This is a genomic window from Promicromonospora thailandica, assembly GCF_024171955.1.
GTDB classification, from domain to species: domain Bacteria; phylum Actinomycetota; class Actinomycetes; order Actinomycetales; family Cellulomonadaceae; genus Promicromonospora; species Promicromonospora thailandica.
Genome location: NZ_JAMTCS010000007.1, coordinates 25,965 through 40,076 on the forward strand (window position 1 = coordinate 25,965; position 14,112 = coordinate 40,076).

General features: G+C 73.9%; 13 protein-coding genes and 1 tRNA gene. 6 read left to right on the forward strand and 8 right to left on the reverse strand.

Features of this window, described 5'->3' with window-relative positions:
- Nucleotides 1-115 precede the first annotated feature (115 nt).
- A tRNA-Gly gene (locus tag APR03_RS12080) sits at nt 116-189 on the forward strand.
- Between the two features lie 183 nt (nt 190-372).
- Here APR03_RS12080 and APR03_RS12085 read toward each other — a convergent pair.
- Entirely contained in the window at nt 373-708 is a 336-nt protein-coding gene (locus APR03_RS12085; protein ID WP_253835964.1) for a hypothetical protein, read from the reverse strand.
- Nucleotides 696-995 carry a hypothetical protein gene (locus APR03_RS12090; protein WP_253835966.1) on the reverse strand — a complete coding sequence of 100 codons (300 nt, stop codon included), beginning with the start codon at nt 993-995 and terminating at the stop codon, nt 696-698. Before APR03_RS12090 ends, APR03_RS12085 begins: the two co-directional genes overlap by 13 nt.
- Before the next feature lie 163 nt (nt 996-1,158).
- Between APR03_RS12090 and APR03_RS12095 the strand changes: the two genes are divergently transcribed.
- Nucleotides 1,159-1,878 carry a GntR family transcriptional regulator gene (locus APR03_RS12095; protein ID WP_253835968.1) on the forward strand — a complete coding sequence of 240 codons (720 nt, stop codon included), beginning with the start codon at nt 1,159-1,161 and terminating at the stop codon, nt 1,876-1,878.
- A gap of 20 nt (nt 1,879-1,898) precedes the next feature.
- Here APR03_RS12095 and APR03_RS12100 read toward each other — a convergent pair whose 3' ends face one another.
- Together APR03_RS12100 and APR03_RS12105 are read right to left on the reverse strand one after the other, a co-directional pair.
- Nucleotides 1,899-2,936: a pirin family protein gene (locus APR03_RS12100; protein WP_253835970.1), complete on the reverse strand. Its 1,038-nt coding sequence runs from the start codon at nt 2,934-2,936 to the stop codon at nt 1,899-1,901.
- Between the two features lie 517 nt (nt 2,937-3,453).
- The gene (locus APR03_RS12105; RefSeq protein ID WP_253835971.1) at nt 3,454-4,464 is read right to left on the reverse strand and encodes a hypothetical protein; all 1,011 of its coding nucleotides are present in this window, start codon (nt 4,462-4,464) and stop codon (nt 3,454-3,456) included.
- Between the two features lie 219 nt (nt 4,465-4,683).
- On the opposite strand from APR03_RS12105, the gene APR03_RS12110 reads away from it, so the two are divergent.
- Together APR03_RS12110 and APR03_RS12115 are read left to right on the forward strand one after the other, a co-directional pair.
- Nucleotides 4,684-5,289, forward strand: a complete 606-nt coding sequence (locus tag APR03_RS12110; protein WP_253835973.1) for a TetR/AcrR family transcriptional regulator — start codon at nt 4,684-4,686, stop codon at nt 5,287-5,289.
- 32 nt (nt 5,290-5,321) lie between these two features.
- Nucleotides 5,322-6,629: an MFS transporter gene (locus APR03_RS12115; protein WP_253835975.1), complete on the forward strand. Its 1,308-nt coding sequence runs from the start codon at nt 5,322-5,324 to the stop codon at nt 6,627-6,629.
- Between the two features lie 10 nt (nt 6,630-6,639).
- On the opposite strand, the gene APR03_RS12120 is transcribed toward APR03_RS12115, so the two are convergent.
- The 3 genes from APR03_RS12120 to ptsP form a co-directional block, all read right to left on the reverse strand.
- Nucleotides 6,640-7,785, reverse strand: coding sequence for a magnesium and cobalt transport protein CorA (locus APR03_RS12120; RefSeq protein WP_253835977.1), 1,146 nt, complete (start codon nt 7,783-7,785; stop codon nt 6,640-6,642).
- Nucleotides 7,786-8,119: 334 nt separating this feature from the next.
- Complete coding sequence (locus APR03_RS12125) at nt 8,120-8,998, reverse strand: sugar phosphate isomerase/epimerase family protein (RefSeq protein WP_253835979.1); 879 nt, start codon at nt 8,996-8,998, stop codon at nt 8,120-8,122.
- A 58-nt stretch (nt 8,999-9,056) separates the two neighbouring features.
- Nucleotides 9,057-10,706 (reverse strand): phosphoenolpyruvate--protein phosphotransferase, encoded by a 1,650-nt coding sequence (gene ptsP, locus APR03_RS12130; protein ID WP_253835981.1) that lies wholly within the window; start codon nt 10,704-10,706, stop codon nt 9,057-9,059.
- Between the two features lie 206 nt (nt 10,707-10,912).
- On the opposite strand from ptsP, the gene APR03_RS12135 reads away from it, so the two are divergent.
- Nucleotides 10,913-11,428: a PTS sugar transporter subunit IIA gene (locus APR03_RS12135; RefSeq protein ID WP_253835983.1), complete on the forward strand. Its 516-nt coding sequence runs from the start codon at nt 10,913-10,915 to the stop codon at nt 11,426-11,428.
- Between the two features lie 51 nt (nt 11,429-11,479).
- Nucleotides 11,480-12,124, forward strand: a complete 645-nt coding sequence (locus tag APR03_RS12140) for an HAD family hydrolase (protein WP_253835985.1) — start codon at nt 11,480-11,482, stop codon at nt 12,122-12,124.
- Nucleotides 12,125-12,146: 22 nt separating this feature from the next.
- Here the strand turns inward: APR03_RS12140 and APR03_RS12145 are convergent, their stop codons facing one another.
- Entirely contained in the window at nt 12,147-14,111 is a 1,965-nt protein-coding gene (locus APR03_RS12145) for an NHL domain-containing thioredoxin family protein (protein WP_253835987.1), read from the reverse strand.
- Nucleotide 14,112 lies beyond the last annotated feature (1 nt).

Here is a 14,112-nt window from a genome sequence, read left to right on the forward strand (position 1 = left end):
TCGGGCATCCGGGCGAGGTTGGGTATGATCAGGTCGCGCGCCAGGTTCGACGGGCGCTGCTGGGGAACCCTAGCGGGATCCGCGAGCAGCACATACCCGGGCAGAACCGGACGATGCGGGTGTAGTTCAATGGTAGAACTTCAGCTTCCCAAGCTGACAGCGCGGGTTCGATTCCCGTCACCCGCTCCACAGGCTCCGCCCCAGGTCAGGATGCAGATCCGGACCTGGGGCGTTGTCGTTCCCCTGTTCGGTCCCGTGTCGGGCACCACGGGCTGTGTTCGGTCCGATGTCACGAGATCGGCCCGACGGACGACCGATCTCGTGACATCGGACCGAACAGCACGGAGCCGGCCAGACGACAGACCGATCTCGTCAGGCCGGCTGCCGCGCCGTCACGTGAAGGGAGACCGGGAGGCCGCGGTCCGCCGCGGCGACCCAGCCGCTCCAGCAGCGCCACGCAGACCGGTCGTCGTCGTGGTGGCCCAGGCGTTCGGTCAGGTGGAGCAGCCCGGCGAGCCGTGCGGCGTCGGGCACCTGCGCGGCCACGACGTCGACCGTCAGCACGCCCAGCATGACGTCCTCCAGGTCGAGGTGGTCCACCCCCGCCCTGACGTCCAGCGTGCGGATGTCGAAGACGTGCGCGATCAGCGCCGTCACCCCCACCAGCTCGGCGAGGTGCGCGCCCTGTCCCGCGGTCACGAGGGCCACGCCCGGACCGTGCGGGCCGCCCCGCGGAGCTCGGAGTAGACGAACATGTCCAGCTCCTGCCAGCGCCCGGTCCAGACCGTGAAGCCGGGCCGCGTGGCCGGGTAGTCCGTCGCGGTGGTGATCCCCAGCTGCGCGGCGATGTCCGCCCCGTCGCTCATCCGTTCCGGGTGCACCACCAGGCGGTCGCGGAAGACCTCCACCCACTTGACCCGTTCGTCCCCGATCTGCGCCAGCAGCTCGCTCATGCCCGCCGCCGACGTCGCCAGGCAGAGTGTCATCGCCCCCATCTGTCCCACCTCTCCGTACCGCTCTCGCGGTGACCTCGACGGCCACCTCTAGTTGCATAGACAGCCTGCGGGTCGTCGGGGCAGGGCCGCAACCGGGAGGCCGAAAAGTTGCGTATACGCACTGGCTGCGGGTTAGGTGGGTTCCGTGCCTAGAGAGGGACGTGTGACTGCCGCAAGCATCGCCAAGGATCTTCGTGCCGCGATCCGCTCCGGGACCTACGGTCCAGGTGATCGCCTGCCGAGCGAGGCTGCGCTCATGTCGACCTACGGAGTGGCGCGCATGACGGCGCGCCACGGGCTGTCGATGCTCAAGGACGAGGGCCTCACCGTCACCCGGCACGGCTCCGGCGTCTTCGTGCGCGCCTTCGAGCCCATCGTCCGGGACACCACGGGCGGCCCGGTCGACGCGTCCACCGTCACGGCGGAGATCGACGAGACGGGGGCGGGCCTCACCGTCCGCACGCTCGGCGTCACCGCGGAGGCCGAGCCCTCCGAGAAGGTCCGCACCGCCCTGGGGCTCTCCGACGGCGCCTCGGTGACCGTCCGGGAGCGCCTGCACCTGCGCGAGCGGAAGCCGGTCCTGTTCGCCACCTCCTACGTGCCGTCCGCGATCGCCGCGGGCACGCCCATCGCGGACGAGGAGGTCGGGCCTGGCGGCACCCACGCGCGCCTGGCCGAGGCCGGGCACGCGCCGGTCCGCTTCCGTGAGGACGTGGTGGCCCGCATGCCCTCCATCGAGGAGATCGAGGAGCTGCGGATCGAGCCCGGCACACCGGTGCTGTCCGTCACGCGGACCGCGTACACCCAGGACGACACACCCGTCGAGGTCAGCTACGTGGTGCTGGACGCGGGCGAGTTCATGCTCCGCTACGACATCGACTGAGGTGCCGGCCGGGGCCGGCGTCAGCCCTGGCCCGGCCGCGTACGCGGCGTGAGCCGCAGGTCCGGGAGCACCGGGGCCCGCAACGGGCCGCCCGCGTAGCCGTGCACCTGGCCGAACCGGCGACCGGCGGCGTCGTCGACGTAGCCGGTCGTCCCGCCGTCGAGCTCGGCGACCAGCGCCATCCAGTCGTCCCGCGCCCGCGCGACGTCCTCGTGCGTGCGGCCCATGAAGTTCCACCACATGATGACGTCCTCGGCGAAGGGCAGGCCGCCGATCAGCACGGCGCGGGCACCCGTGCCCCCGGCCCGCACCGCGAGCCGGCCGCGGCCGGGGGCCACGTAGCCGAGGGCGGACGGCGGCACCGCGCTGCCCTCGAAGGTGACCTCGCCCGTGTCGACGAGCAGGGCGTGCTCGTGCCCGGGGTCGACGTCGAGGTGCACATCGGCGCCCGGCTCGAGGTCGACCTGCGCACCGACGAGGGGCGTGTACGTGGTGGCGGGTGACGCGAGGTCCTGGCCGGCCACGGCGAGGCGCCCGACGAACACCTGCACGACGGCGCCGTCGTACCGGGCGACCGGTAGGTCGGCGTGGTGCTCGAAGTGGGGGTCGATGCCGAGGGCGGAGCCGGGCAGCGCCGTCCAGAGCTGCACGCCGTGCAGGCGGGGCGGGCGGTCGTCGGCCGGCGACTCCTCGGAGTGCGAGATGCCGACCCCGGCCGTCATGAGGTTGAGCTCGCCGGGCCGGACGGTCTGGAGCGAACCGACCGAGTCGCGGTGCAGGATCTCGCCCTCGAAGAGCCAGCTCACGGTCTGCAGGCCGGTGTGCGGGTGCGGCGGCACCTGCATGCCCTCGGTGCCGGAGACCTCGTCGGGGCCGTAGTGGTCGCTGAAGCACCAGGCGCCCACCAGAGATCGCGCGCGCTGCGGGATGGTGCGCCGCACGTTCATCGCACGGGGCCCGCCGAGGGGCACGTCGCGCGGCGTGAGGAGCTCGATGCCGTCACCCTGCGCGCCGGCGGTGCAGACCTGCTCGGCCGGTCGGGTCTCGAGGTTGCTCATGGGCTGAGCCTAGGCCGACCGCCCGCGCCGGAGAACGGCTCCCGACACGGGCCAGGGCCCCCGGGGCAGGCCGGGGGCCCTGGTATCACCGCGCACCCGTGGTCCGCCGGAGCGAGCGACGGGCGTCGTGTCGACGTCACGACCCCGAGGTGCCCGTCAGACCCGGGCCGCCGGGCCTGCTTCTGGGTGAGCACTTCGGACGCGGGCGGTCTTCCGGCCCCGTACAGGCACCTGTGGCGTCATCCACAGCCCGCACCGCGGTACGGGACGTCCTGTCGTTCTCCGGTCGACCATATGTGTCCGATACCCGGGCCGGTCGGTACTGCTGCAGCGCACCGCGTCGTCCCGGATCGTCGAACCATTGCCACGTTTCTATCCGCGTGTCGTACCCGCGGCAACCGCTCCACCGTTGTAATTTTCACCCTCTTCTTGCCCACAGTTCTGTCCACAGGAAGAGCGGCCAGATTCCCGCGTCATACACAGGTCTGTGGACAAAATCTGTGGATAACACCGGGGATCAGACCCAGGCGCGGGCGCCGGGTGCGCTGCCCGTCGTCGGGTCGTTGCGCCCCTCCAGCTCCTGCGCGTCGGCGATGAACCCGCCGTCGTCCACGAGGATGCCTGCGATGCGGCTCTGCAGGCTCACCGCGAGACGGGCGAGCGAGGCGCGCATGCGCGCCCGGGCGATGACGTGCAGCCCGGACGGGTGCTCCAGCTCGAGCTCGTACGGGTCCGCCGGCATCCAGCTCATGCGGTAGGCGAAGGGGCCGTAGCTGCGCCAGTCGAGCGACCCGAGCGCCCGCGGCACCCGGTCGACCCGCTCGACGTCGACCACGATCGAGCCGTCGTAGGCGGTGCTGCCCACGAGCTGGTAGTGCGGGGAGCCGTCGGGCGTGGGCCGGTCGACCGTGACGTCGGCGGTCGCGATGAGCGAGCGCAGCATGGGCAGCACGTCCGCGGGCTGGAGCGGGTGCGCGGAGTAGAGGCCCAGGTCGACCGACCCGGCGGGGTCCGGGACCAGGGGCTGCCTGCCGTCGGCGAGCACGCCGCCGCCGGTCTTGCGGGCCGCGGCGACCATCCACTGCACGAGACGCAGCTCCTCGCCCTGCGGGAGCGCGTGCGGGAACGCCCGGGCGATGCCGTCACGGTCGTCGTAGGACGTCGGGGCCGCGCCCCGCACGTCACGCAGGCCGTCCCCGCGTGCCACCGAGTACGCCTCCGCCGCGGTGGCGCGGATCTCCAGCTCGGCGAGGGACGCCTCGCCCACCTCGAACGGGCCCGTGGCGACGTAGCCCTCCCCCAGACGCAGCACGCCGGGCACCAGCGCGTCCGGCTGTGCCATGCCCCGGAACCGGGCCCCCGCCATCCTGCGGCTCCCGACCGTGCGCGACGGCTCCCGGAGCCACTCCACCTCGGAGAACCAGGCCGCGGCGAGCTCGCTGACGGCCACCGGACCATGGGTGCTGGGCAGGACAAGAATGTGACCCGAGGCGTGTTCCGCGGGGATCACGCCTGCCAGAAAAGTCATGCGGAAACTTTACTGCCAGGCACTTTCCACGATGATGCGAGCATGTTACAGAGAGGAAACACGCAGGTGACAGAGCGCGCACACGTTCTTGGCGCCTTTTTCTTGTGCCGCACAAATGCATGACTTCGGATATTCACTGCGGATCACGCCGCGACCGCGTCTCACCGGCGGCCGATCCCGCGTTCCAGTTACCTGACGACGCATGCCTATGATGTCAGCATGCCCAAGATCATCGGCAAGAGCCTGCACGAGCACCGCCAGATGACGAGGCACAAGCTGTTCACCGCCCTGTCCACCCTCATGGCGGAGCGCGGGTTCGACACCATCACCCTGGCCGACATCGCCGCGGCGGCGAACGTCGGCCGCACCGCCGTCTACAACCACTTCCACGACAAGGAGGCGCTGCTCCTGGGCTTCATCACCCACGAGACGGAGCAGTACGCCCACACGTTGGAGCGGGCGCTCGACGGCGTGCAGGACCCCGTGGAACAGCTGCGTACCTACATCCGGCAGCAGGCCCAGCTCACGCGCGTCTTCCACCTCGCCCCCGGCCCCGACCTGCGCACGGTCCTCTCCCGCGCCACGCAGCAGCGGCTGCGGGAGCACGCCGACATCGTCGAGGCGATCCTGCGTCGCATCCTGGCGGCAGGGATCGAGGCGGGCACCTTCCCGCCCCAGGACATCGACCCGACCGTGCACCTGGTCAACGCGTGCCTGTCCGGCCGCCTCATCCCGGACGAGCCGGTCGCCCGCGAACGCACGATCCGCGCGGCGGAGGCGTTCGTCCTGCGCGCGGTCGGCGCCCGGGTGCCGGTGCCGGCGTAGGGGCGCCGCCCGCGGACGATAGCCTCGGGCACGTGTCCTCCACCTCCGTGAGCCCGGGCCCCGCCCCCGCGGCGCGACCCGCGCCGCTCGGGGGTGCGTTCGCCCGGGTGGTCTCCGCCAACCTCAGCTCGAGCCTCGGCGACGGCATCGCGCGCGTGGCGGCACCGCTGCTCGCCGTGCAGCTCACCGACGACCCGCTGCTCGTCTCGCTCGTCGCGGTCGCCGCGCTGCTGCCCTGGCTCCTGTTCGCCATCCCGGCCGGCGTGCTGGTCGACCGGGTCGACCGCCGTCTCGCGCTCGGGCTGGCGGGCGGGGTCCGCGCCCTCGTCGCGGCCGGCCTCCTCGCGCTCCACCTCACGGGGGCGCTGACGATCTGGTGGCTCCTGCTGGTCGTGCTCCTGTACGGGATGCTGGAGACGGTGTACGACGGCGCCGTCCGCGCGGTGGTCCCGTCCGTCGTCGCCAAGGGCGACCTGCCGCGGGCGAACTCGCGCATCGAGGCCGCCGAGATCGTGGTGCAGCAGTTCCTCTCGCAGCCGGTGACCTCCTGGCTGCTCGCCTTCTCCGCGGCCTGGGCGCTCGGGCTGAACGCGGCGGCCTACGCCGTGGCGGGCGGCCTCGCGCTGGCCCTGCCCGCCGTCGCCTCGGGGGTCGCGGCCCGACGGCGGGGCGGGCCGGCGCAGCCCGTGCGTGACGCGCACCCGCGGCCGGGCCGGCGCGCCGAGCTCGCCGCCGGCTTCCGCTTCATCTGGGCCGACGCGATGCTCCGGCCGCTGTGGATCGTGAGCGTGCTCATCGGCATCTGCCACGCCGCCATCACGTCCACGCTGGTGCTGTTCGTCCTGGAGCGGCTCGACGTGCCCGAGGCCTGGTACGGCACCTTCATGCTGGCGGGTGCCGCGGGTGCGCTCACGGCCGCCGCCGTCACGAACCGCCTCCGGGCCCGGTTCCGGACGGGTCCCGTGATGGCGGCCGTGAACGCCGTCGGCCTGGGGGCGTGGTTCCTCGCCGGAGCGTTCCCCCTGGCCGGGGTGGGCGCGGTGGCGATCTTCGTGTCGTTCGGCTGCACGACGACCTGGAACGTGCTGGTCATGTCGCTGCGCCAGGCCGCGGTGCCGAACGAGCTGCTCGGCCGCGTGCACGGCACCTGGCGCACCGCGCTGTGGGGCGCCATGCCGCTGGGCTCCCTGGCGGGCGGCCTGCTCGCGCGGGCCGGCTACAGCACGCCGCTCCTCGTCGGCGCGACGGCGGGCCTCGCCGTCGCCGTCGTCGGCCACCGGTACGTCGCCGGACTGCCGGATCCCGAGGAGCTCGACCCCGAGGCCGGCAGGCCCGCCTGAGCCGGCCGGGTCAGATCCAGCGCTTCCAGCGGAAGACGCCGAACAGCCCGACGCTGACGGCGAGCATGCCGACCAGCGCCGCCGGGTAGCCGTAGGCCCAGCCGAGCTCCGGCATGACGTCGAAGTTCATGCCGTAGACCGTGCCGACGAGCGTCGGGGCGAACAGGATCGCCGCCCAGCCCGAGATCTTCTTGACCTCCTCGCCCTGCCGGATGCTGACCTCCGACAGGTGCTTCATCTCCTCGTTCTGCCGCTGCGCGACGAGCGTCGCCGCCACGGTCAGGATGTCGCGCAGCGCGGCGCGGAAGACCTCGATGCGGTCGGCGACCTCGGTGAGGTGGTCGGCCACGTCGCGCAGGTAGGCCTGCAGCTCCGGGTCCACGTCGTACTTGTCCGCGCCCTTGGCGAGCGAGGCACAGACCTTCTGCTCCGGCCGCACCGCCCGCTGGAAGTCGATGACCTCACGGGACAGCTCGTAGATGCGGCGCGACACGTCGGGCGCGCCACCCCAGACGTCCGACTCGATCTCGTCGATGTCGTGGTCCAGGCCGGCCACGACGGGCGCGTACCCGTCCACCACGCTGTCCAGGATCGCGTACAGGACGGCCTCCGGGCCGCGAGCGAGCATCGCGCGGTCGGCCTCCAGGCGCGCGCGCACGGCGGCCAGGTCGGGCGAGGCGCCGTGCCGCACCGTGACCACGAAGTCGGGGCCGACGAACACGTGCAGCTCGCCGAACTCGACCTCCTCGGTCGCGTCCAGGTAGCGCGCGGCGCGCAGCACCACGAACAGGGTGTCGCCGTACCGTTCGATCTTGGGGCGCTGGTGCGCCTGGATCGCGTCCTCGATCGCCAGGGGGTGCAGGTCGAACTCGCGGGCGAGCGACGTCAGCTCCGCCTCCTCGGGGCGCTCCAGGCCGATCCACGCCATGCCGCCGGGCCGGGACCGGAGCGCGCTGAACGTCTCCGCGAGGTTGTCGTAGCGGGCGGTGCGCACGCCGTCGTCGTAGATCGCGGCGGCGACCACCGCCGAGCGCGGCTCGGGGGCGGCGGGACGCGGGGCGGTGTCGGGCGGCGTGCCAGGGGTGCGACGCGGGCGCAGGGCGCCGAGCAGCGGACGAGCGGGGCGCGCCGGGCGCGCGGGAAGAAAGGTAGCCATGTGGAGCTCCTGGGGTCGAGCGCAGGGAAAGGACTGCGAACGGACACCGCAGCAGGGACGGCCGACCGACCGGTGGAGGTCACGCCCACGAGAGGGGCGGAGCGCACCGGTGCGCGAGAACCCGCGGGACCGCGGGGTGGGGAACCGTCAGCTCAGCTGCGGTTCGGACTACTCGGAGGCTCGCTGCGGGTCATGCGCGCCACCTCCTTCGTCCGTGCGGCGGGTCGCCGCGGCCGTGTCTCGACGGCACCCAGTCTAGACCCGTGACCCGGGCCGGTCGAAACAGTTCGAGACCAGGATCACACCGGTCGCCGGGCGCCCGCCCGGTCCGTGCTCACCACGCGTCGTGCGGCCGGTGGTGGACGCCCGGCGGCGGGCGGAAGTCGTGCGGGGCCGAGGACAGGTACGCCCTCGCGAACTCCAGCGAGGCCGCCAGGTCGTCGTGCCGCTCGGCGGCCGTGCGCGCCGCGCGTGTCGAGATCTCGACGCAGACGTCGCCGCTCCAGCGCCGGGCCACCAGCTCCTGGAGCACCTTCTCGGCCTGCATGCTGCCGCGTCCGGGCACGAGGTGCTCGTCCCGCGCGCCGTGGTTGCCGTCGGCCAGGTGCACGTGCCGCAGCCGGTCGCCGAACGTGTGCAGCAGCACCAGCGCGTCCTGCTGCGCCACGCTGGCGTGCGACAGGTCGAGGGTGACCGCGTCGTAGTCGTGCTCGGCGGGGTCCCAGCCGGGCAGGTAGGCCTGGAACTCCCGCTTGCCGCCGCGCCACGGGTACATGTTCTCGACCGCGATGGTGATGCCCGTGGACTCGCTCAGCGTCCGCACCTGGTCCTGGAACTGCCGCGCGTACTTGTACTGCCAGCGGAAGGGCGGGTGCACCACGACGGTGTCGGCGCCGAGCTCGAGCGCCATGTCCGCCGTCCGCTCCAGCTTCGCGTCCGGCGACCGGCCCCAGACGCGCTGGCTGACCAGCAGCGTCGGCGCGTGCACCGAGCACACCGGCATGCCGGTGTCGGCGGACAGCTTCGCGAGCGAGCGCGGGTTCTGGGTGACCTCCTCGGACCAGACCATGACCTCCACGCCGTCGTAGCCGAGCTCGGCCGCCGACTCGAAGGCGAGCGGCACTCGGCGCGGGAAGACCGACGCCGTCGACAGCGTGACCCGCACCTCGGGAGCTGCGGGTTCCTGCGGTTCGGTCCGGAACGATTCGGGCATGCGGGCCACCTTAGGGCGCGGACGTGACTGGGATGTGACCGGTGGGTTCAGATGACGTTCAGGGAAGAAGGCTCTCCCGTACGGCGTCGCGTGCGGCCTGCGCCGTCGGACGGTCGAGGACCACCCGCGCCAGCTCCACGCACTCGTCGCGCGACACCCGGGCGAGGGTGTCCGCGACCTCGGCCAGCGCACGGGGGGTCATGGACAGCGACGATACGCCGAGTCCCACCAGGACGGGGGCGAGGAGCGGGTCGGCCGCCGCCTCACCGCACACGCCCACCGGGGCACCATGCACCGCACCACCCTCGCACGCCACCCGGACCAGCTCCAGGACGGCGGGCTGCCAGGGGGTGGAGAGGGCCGCGACGCCCGCGAGGTCGCGGTCCGCCGCCATCGTGTACTGCGTGAGGTCGTTGGTGCCGAGGCTCGCGAACGCCACCTCGGCCAGCACGTGCCGGGCCTGCAGGGCCGCCGCGGGCGTCTCGATCATGACGCCGGGCCGCTCCAGGCCGTGGGCGGCGCACGCGGCCGCGAAGTCGCGGGCCTCGTCCACCGTCGCGACCATCGGAGCCATCACCCACACCTCAGCCGTCTCGGCCGCGGCGGCCCGGGCGATCGCGTCGAGCTGGCGGTCCAGCACGTCCGGGTGCGCGACGGCGGTGCGCAGCCCCCGTACGCCGAGCGCCGGGTTGTCCTCGTGGTCCGGCGTGAGGAACCGCAGCGGCTTGTCCGCTCCGGCGTCGAGCGTGCGGACCACCACGCGGCGGCCCGGGAACTGGGACAGCACGGCCCGGTAGGCGGTCACCTGCTCCTCGACGCTGGGCTCCTCGCCCCGGCCCAGGAAGCAGAACTCGGTGCGGAACAGCCCCACCCCGCGCGCTCCGGCAGCGGCTGCGGCCCGGGCCTCCGCGGGGTCGGCGACGTTCGCCACGAGCTCGACCTCCGACCCGTCGCGCGTGACGCCCCGGCCGTCGAAGGTGGCGGCGACGACGCGGCGGCGCGCCTGCTCCACGTCCGCGGCGGACGGCGCGCGCAGCACCGTGCCCACCGTGCCGTCCACGACGATCTCCTCGCCGTCGACGAGGTCGTTCGCCTCCGGCAGGGCCACCACGGCGGGGATGCCGAGGGCGCGCGCCAGGATCGCCATGTGCGACGTCGGGCCGCCGCGCGCCGTCACGATCGCGGTGACCACGGCCGGATCGAGCATGGCGGTGTCCGCCGGGGCGAGGTCGCTCGCCACGAGGACGAACGGGTGGCCAGGATCGGGCACCCCGGGCGGCGCGGCGCCCGTGAGCGCCGCGACGATGCGGTCGCGCACGTCGCGCACGTCGCGGGCGCGCTCCGACATCGGCGGTCCGAGGGACTCGAGCTGGGAGGCGACGGAGCCGGCGGCGTCCCAGACGGCGCGTTCCGGCGTGAGGCGGTCCTCCCGCACCCGGCGGGCGGCGCCGGCGGCGAGCGTCGGGTCGGCGGCCATGGCGGCCGTCACCGCGAGCACGTCGGCGGCCGTCCCGGACGCCCGCCGGGCGCGCTCGGCCAGGTCGGCCTCCACCTGCGCGGCGGCCTCCTCGACCGCGCGGACGGCGGCGTCGGCCTCCCCGGTCAGGCGGCTGGTCCGCGGTTCCGGCACGCGGGCCGGCATCCGCACCACGACTCCCGCGGCGCGCCCCGGGCTCGCCGGGACCCCCGTGAGCCTCTCGCTCGTCATCCGTACGCTCCCCACCGGCTCGTCGTCGAGTGCGCTCGGAACGTTACACGCGAGCGCCGCCACGAGCGAGACTCCGGGCGGTCTCCGAGGGCCCCGGATCGCGCCGGGGATCACCCCGCCCGGCGGCCGGGTCTCTGACAGGATGGCTCCATGCAGGCTCCAGGCAGGCAGGCACCAGGCAGGCATACACCATGCAGGACGGCTCGATGGCCGAGGCTCTGATCGTCGGGTCGCCCGTCGCGGGACGGGTGGTCGCGATGCACGACGTGCCGGACCCCGTCTTCGCCCAGAGCATCGTCGGACCGGGGCTCGCGGTCGATCCGGACACGGGCCCGGGTGCCACTCCGGGCACGGAGCCGGGCGGGCGCGTGGTGGCGCCGTGCGCCGGGACCGTGGTCAAGCTGCACGCCCACGCGTTCGTGCTGCTGGCACCGCCGGCCGCCGGAGCCTCCGAGCCCGCCGCCGGCCGCGGGGTCCTGGTGCACCTGGGCATCGACACCGTGCAGCTGCAGGGCGAGGGCTTCACGCTGCTGGTCGCCGAGGGCGACGCGGTGGAGGCGGGTCAGGAGCTCGTGCGGTGGTCGCCGTCGGCGGTGGCGGACGGCGGCCGCTCGCCCCTGGTGCCAGTCGTCGCGCTGGACCTGGGGCCGGGCGGCCTGGAGGAGCCGGCCCGGCCGGGAGCCGTCGTGAGCGCGGGAGACCCCCTGTTCCGCCTCCCCTGACGCACGTGGTCTCGGGCGACCTGTGCGTCTGACAGCACCTAGGGTCGGGGCATGGTGCGTTGCGTGGTGTTCGACGTCGGGGAGACGCTGATCGACGAGTCCCGGATCTGGCTGCGATGGGCTGAACGGCTCGGGGTGCCCGCGCTGACGTTCCTCGGCGTGCTCGGCGGCTGCGCCGCGCTCGACCGGCCGCACCGGGACGCGTTCGAGCTGGTGCGGCCCGGCGTGGACATCGACGCGGAGATCGCGCGCTGGGCGCAGGACGAGCCCGCCGGCCTGCGCAACGGCTTCGACGCCGACGACCTGTACCCCGACGTGCGCCCGGCGCTGGACGCGCTGCGTGGGGCGGGGTTCGACGTCGTCGTCGCGGGGAACCAGCCGCCCGAGGCGCGGGCCGCGCTCGAGGCGATGGACCTGCCGGTGAGCGCCGTGCGCACCTCGGACGAGTGGGGCGTGCAGAAGCCCGAGCCGGGGTTCTTCGCGAAGGTCGCGGAGCTGTCGGGCGTCGCGCCCGAGGACATCGCGTACGTGGGCGACCGGCTGGACAACGACGTGCTCCCCGCCGCCGACGCCGGCATGCGGCCCGTCCTGCTGCGGCGTGGCCCGTGGGGGTACCTGCACGCGGAACGCCCGGAGGCGGCGCGCACCACGGTGATCGACTCGCTGACCGAGCTGCCCGCGGTGCTGGCGCGCTGACTGCCGGACGCCCGCGGACGTGTCAGCCGCGGAGCGGGAGCGTCAGCACCGGGTCGCCGGTCGGCACCACGCGCACCGGCACGCCCCAGTCCTGCTGCGCCAGGTGGCATGCGGGGAACACGTCCGGGTCGGGCTCGCCGTCCGGCAGCAGCGGCACCTCGTCGCACGACGCCGCCTTCGCGGTCACGTGCAGCACGCCCTCGGGCACCTCGGGGTTGATCACCAGGTCGCGGAACAGGTCGGTCCCCGTGCCCGCACCCGAGAGCAGCAGCTCGGGCGGCGTCGCGCTGACCTGGAGCGACGTCGACGGTCCCCAGCGGTCGTCGAGCTTCTGGCCCGGCGCGGGAGCGAACGGGACGTCCAGGCGCAGCGTTCCGGCGGCGACGTCGGTCGCGGGCCGAGCGACGCGGTGGGCACCGCCGTCGAGCACCTCGCCCGCGAGCGTGGCGGGCAGCGCGACACGCGTGACACGGTGGGCGGCCGACTCGACGACCAGCAGGTGCACCGCGTCGTCGGCCACCTCGACGAGCACGCCCGACGGCTCCGCGAGGTCGCGTGCCAGGGTCGTCACCTCTCCGGAGGCGGGGTCGTACCGGCGCAGCGCGCCGTTGTAGGTGTCGGCGACGACGACGCTGCCGTCCGGCAGCACCGCGACACCGAGCGGGTGCTGCAGCAGCGCCTGGTCGGCGGCACCGTCGCGGTGACCGAAGTCGAACAGCCCCTGGCCCACGGCGGTGGTGACGGTCGCGGCCGGGACGCCGTCGGCGCCGTCCGACAGCTCGACGCGGCGCAGCGACGAGGTCTCGGAGTCCGCGATCCACAGGTGGCCGTCGGGCCGGCCGGAGGCGTCGACGGACGGCACCACGCCGGAGGTCTGCGCGAACCAGGCCCCGTCGCCGGGACCGTCCTCGAGCCCCTCGTTCATGGTCCCCGCGAGCAGGCCCGCCGAACCCTGCACGAGGTCGACCTCCCAGAGGGTGTGGTTGCCGGCCATGGCCACGACGAACGCGGCGCGCACGGGCGACCACGCGACGTCCCACGGCGAGCTGAGCCGCACGTCGAGCGGCGCCACGGAGGTCCCCGGCTCGTACGGCTGCGCCGGCTCCCCGGCGCGGCCGCCGACGTTCTCCTGCCCGCCGACCATGAACTGCTCGCCCGTGCCCGCCACGGTGGTGACGCGCCCGTCGGACAGCCGCACGCCGCGCAGGGCGTGGTTCACCGTGTCGGCGACCACGACGTCGTAGCCGAGCCCGGCGCGCAGCTCCTCCGGCACCAGGCACAGCCCGTTCGGCTCGGAGAAGCGCGCCTCGCCGGGCCTGCCGTCGGCCAGCCCGCGCTCGCCGGAGCCGATGCGCCGCACGAGGGTCTCGCCGTCGGGAGCGAGCTCGGCGAGCGAGTGGTGCCCCGCGTCGGCGACCAGGAGGTTGCCGCCGGGCAGCGCGATCGCCTTGGCGGGGAACCGCAGGGTGCCGGACGCCGGTGCGGGCGGCACGTACGGGCCGTCGCCGCGGTGCAGCGTGCCCTTCGCCGAGTGCTCCGCGATCAGCTCGGTGACCAGGGCCGCGATGGCGGTGCCGTGCCCCTCCCCCGCCATCTGCGCCACGACGTAGCCCTCGGGGTCGATCACGACCAGCGTGGGCCACGCCCGCGCGGTGTACGCGCCCCAGGTGACCAGCTCGGGGTCGTCGAGCACGGCGTGCCGCACCTCGTACCGCTCGACCGCGGCCGCGAGCGCGGCTGGGTCGGCCTCGTGCTCGAACTTGGGCGAGTGCACGCCGATGATGACGAGCTCGTCGCGGTGCTGCTCCTCGACCTCGCGCAGCTCGTCGAGCACGTGCAGGCAGTTGATGCAGCAGAAGGTCCAGAAGTCGAGGACGACCACCTTGCCGCGCAGGTCGGCGAGGGTGACGTCGCGGCCGCCGGTGTTCAGCCAGCCGCGCCCGACGAGCTCCGAGGCGCGGACGCGGGGAAGGACTCCAGTGCTCACC